Annotated in this window: 2 protein-coding genes; both read left to right on the forward strand. The window is 71.3% G+C overall.

The features are described from left to right. Nucleotides 1-3,684: SDR family NAD(P)-dependent oxidoreductase (locus ABZ208_RS38785; RefSeq protein ID WP_356914151.1), on the forward strand; the 3,684-nt coding region annotated here is incomplete at its 5' end. Nucleotides 3,685-3,730: 46 nt separating this feature from the next. Further along, the coding region (locus ABZ208_RS38790) for a polyketide synthase docking domain-containing protein (protein WP_356914152.1) at nucleotides 3,731-3,930 on the forward strand (200 nt) is incomplete at its 3' end.

Genomic DNA, 3,930 nt, shown 5'->3' on the forward strand with positions numbered 1-3,930 from the left:
CTGAAGTCCAACATCGGCCACGCCCAGGCCGCCGCCGGCGTCGGCGGCATCATCAAGATGGTCATGGCGATGCGCCACGGCGTCATCCCGCAGACCCTGCACGTCGAGGAGCCGACGCCGCACGTGGACTGGTCGGCCGGTGAGGTCCGGCTGCTGACCGAGGCCATGGAGTGGCCGGAGACGGACCGCCCGCGCCGTGCCGCCGTGTCGTCCTTCGGCGTCAGCGGCACCAACGCCCACACCATCATCGAACAGGCCCCGGCCCACGACGAGGAGGCCACCACCCCGCCGGCCCCGGCCCTGCTGCCGTGGGTGCTCTCCGCCAAGAGCAGCGCAGCACTGCGCGATCAGGCGCGACGGCTGCTGTCCTTCGTGGAGGAAGGTATGTCACCTGCCGATGTCGGCTTCTCGCTGGCCACCACCCGCAGCACACTGCGCCACAGGGCAGCGGTCATCGGCGAGAGCTGTGACGACTTCCGCCGCGGACTGGGCTACCTGGCCGCCGGAATGCCGTCGCCCGGTATCGTCCAGGGTCGGCCGGGAGGCAAGGCCGGGTTCCTGTTCTCGGGGCAGGGTTCGCAGCGCCTGGGCATGGGGCGCGAGCTGTACGCGGCGTTCCCGGTCTTCGCCGAGGCCTACGACGAGGTGTGCGCGCGGCTGGACGCTCCGGTCGACGTCGATGCCGAAACGCTTCACCAGACCGGGTGCACCCAGCCCGCGCTGTTCGCCGTCGAGGTGGCGCTGTTCCGGCTCCTCGAATCCTGGGGCGTGCGGCCGGACTACGTGACCGGTCACTCCGTAGGCGAGATCGCGGCCGCGCATGTGGCGGGTGTGCTGTCGCTCGACGACGCGGCGAAGCTGGTCTCCGCTCGTGCTGCGCTGATGCAGGCGCTGCCTGCGGACGGTGCGATGGTGGCGGTCCAGGCGACCGAGGACGAGGTGCTGCCGCACCTCACCGAGCAGGTGGGTATCGCGGCGATCAATGGACCTCAGTCCGTGGTGATTTCCGGTGCCGAGGATGCCGTGCTGGAGATCGCCGAGGTCTTCACGCAGCAGGGTCGTAAGACGTCCCGGTTGAAGGTCAGCCACGCCTTCCACTCGCCGCTCATGGACCCGATGCTGGAGGACTTCACCGAGGTCGTCCGCGGCCTGACCTTCAGCGAGCCGCAGATTCCGGTGGTCTCCAACCTCACCGGCCGCCTGGCCGAGCCGTACACCCCCGAGTACTGGGTCCGCCACGTCCGTGAAGCGGTCCGCTTCGCCGACGGTGTGCAGACCCTGCACGACCTGGGCGTGAGCACCTTCGTCGAGATCGGCCCCGGCGGCGTCCTCAGCGGAATGGCGCAGGGCTGCCTGGACGAGGCTGTCACTGTGCCCGTCCTACGCGCCGACCGCCCCGAGCGGCAGGCCCTCGTCACGGCACTGGCACACCTGCACACGCACGGCGTCCCCGTGGACTGGAGCGCCTTCTTCTCCGGTGCCCGCAAGGTCGACCTGCCGACGTACGCCTTCCAGCGCGAGCGGTACTGGGTGGACGTGCCGCAAACCACTGCCGCCGCCGCGGTGGCGGACCCGGTCGATGCGGAGTTCTGGGAGACCGTGGAGCGCGAGGACCTGCAGGCCCTCGCCGGCACCCTCGACATCCGCGCCGAGGACGCGTTCAGCGACGTCCTGCCGAGGCTGTCGTCGTGGCGGCGGCAGCGCAAGGAGCAGTCCACCGTGGACGGCTGGCGCTACGGCATCACCTGGAAAGGGATCCCCGTCCCCGAGGGCCCGGCCCGGAACGGTGTATGGCTGGTTCCGGTCAGCGCTGCGCAACTCGGCGACGACTGGGTCACCGCGTGCCTGCGCGGGCTGACCGACCGCGGTCTGGCTCCGCTGCCGGTCCCGGTCGAGCCGGCCACCGGCCGCAAGGACCTGGCCGCGCAGCTCGCCGAGGCGGCCGGTGACCACACCGTGGCGGGCGTCCTGTCACTGCTCGCCATCGACGGCAAGCCCGCCCCGGCGGCCGCCGCACTGACCACCGGCGTTGCGCTGTCCGTCCTGCTCGTCCAGGCACTGGGCGACGCGGGCGTCGATGCCCCGCTGTGGTGCGCGACCCGGAACGCGATGGGCGTGAGTCCCGCCGACGAGGTGGCGGACCCCTTCCAGTCCCAGGTCTGGGGCCTGGGACGCGTAGCGGCGCTGGAGCACGCGCAGCGCTGGGGCGGTCTGGTCGACCTGCCCGGGACGATCGACGACCGCATCGCCGGTCGTCTCGCCGCGGTGCTCGGCCAGTCGGCCGAGGACCAGGTCGCGATCCGCGACCGCGGTGTGTTCGGGCGGCGCTTGTCCCGTCTGCCTGCAGGCCGGAACGGCCGTTCGTGGTCGCCGCGCGGCACGGTGCTGATCACGGGTGGTACGGGTGCGCTGGGCGGCCATGTCGCCCGCTGGCTGGCGGGTGCGGGCGCCGAACATCTGGTGCTGACCAGCCGGCGCGGCATCGATGCTCCCGGCGCCGGTGAGCTGACGTCTGCGCTGGAGGCGCTGGGCGCTCGTGTGACGGTCGCGGCCTGTGACGTGGCAGACCGCGAGGCGCTGGCCGCGCTGCTCGCCGAACACCCCGTGAACGCCGTCATCCACACGGCCGGCACCGCCGAGGCCGGCATGCTCGCCGAGACGAGTCTCGACGACTTCGCGGCTACGGTCGCCGCGAAGGCCCTCGGAGCCGTACACCTCCACGAATTGCTCGGCGATCAGGAGCTGGACGCCTTCGTCGTCTTCTCCTCCATCTCCGGTGTGTGGGGAGGCGGCGGGCAGGCCGCGTACTCGGCCGCGAACGCCTTCCTCGACGGCCTGGCGCAGCACCGGCGGGCCCGGGGCCTCGCCGCGACCGCGATCGCCTGGGGCCCGTGGGGCGAGGGCGGCATGGTCGCCGACGCCGGGGACGAGGAGCGGCTGCGGCAGCGCGGCCTGACGGTGCTGAGGCCGAACCGGGCGATCTCCGCGCTGCACGGTGCGCTGAGCGACGGGGACGGTGTGGTCACCGTGGTGGACGTGGACTGGGAGCGGTTCGCCGTCCCGTTCACCGTCAGCAGGCCGAGCGTGCTGCTGAGCGACCTGCCCGAGGTCAGGGACGCCCTGGCCGAGGAGCCCGCCGAGCAGGCCGCGGAACCGTCGGCGCTGAAGGCGAAGCTGTCCGGGCTGTCCGAGGGCGAACAGCAACGCCTGCTCGTGGACACGGTGTGCGCGCTTTCGGCGGCCGTCCTCGGCCACAGCGGCTCCGCGGCGGTGGAACCGGACCTGGCGTTCCGGGACCTCGGCTTCGACTCCCTCACAGCGGTCGAGCTGCGCAACCTGCTCACCGCCGACACCGGCCTGACCCTGCCCGCGACGCTGGTCTTCGACCACCCGACGCCCGATGCGATCGCCCGGTACCTGCGGAGCGAACTCGCCGACGAGGCCGGCCCGGCCGAGGTGTCGGTCTTCAGCGAGCTGGACCGGCTGGAGTCGGTGATCTCGAGGGCCGCCTCGGCGGAGGAGACGGTCCGGTCAGGCGTGCGGAGGCGGCTGCAGGAGCTGCTGTCCCTGGTGAACTCCGCCGGAGAGCAAGGCGCGGAATCCGCTGACGCGCAGCGGCAGCTGCAGGACGCGACGATCGACGACATCTTCGATCTGATCGATCAAGATCTAGAAATTTCCTAGTTCTTGGCGCTCTACCTTTAACGACAGCTGAGGACGGATGGGGCGGATGAGCAGCAACGAAGACAGGCTTCTCGAGTATCTCAAGCGTGTCACCGGGGACCTTCGCCAGGTCCGGGAGCGCCTTCGCGAGATCGAGGAGAAGGACCAGGAACCCATCGCGATCGTCGGCATGGCATGCCGCTACCCGGGTGGTGTGCGCTCGCCCGAGGACCTGTGGCAGCTGGTGGTCTCCGGTGGTGACGCGGT

The sequence above is a fragment of the Streptomyces sp. NPDC006208 genome (assembly GCF_040613775.1).
Classification (GTDB): domain Bacteria; phylum Actinomycetota; class Actinomycetes; order Streptomycetales; family Streptomycetaceae; genus Streptomyces.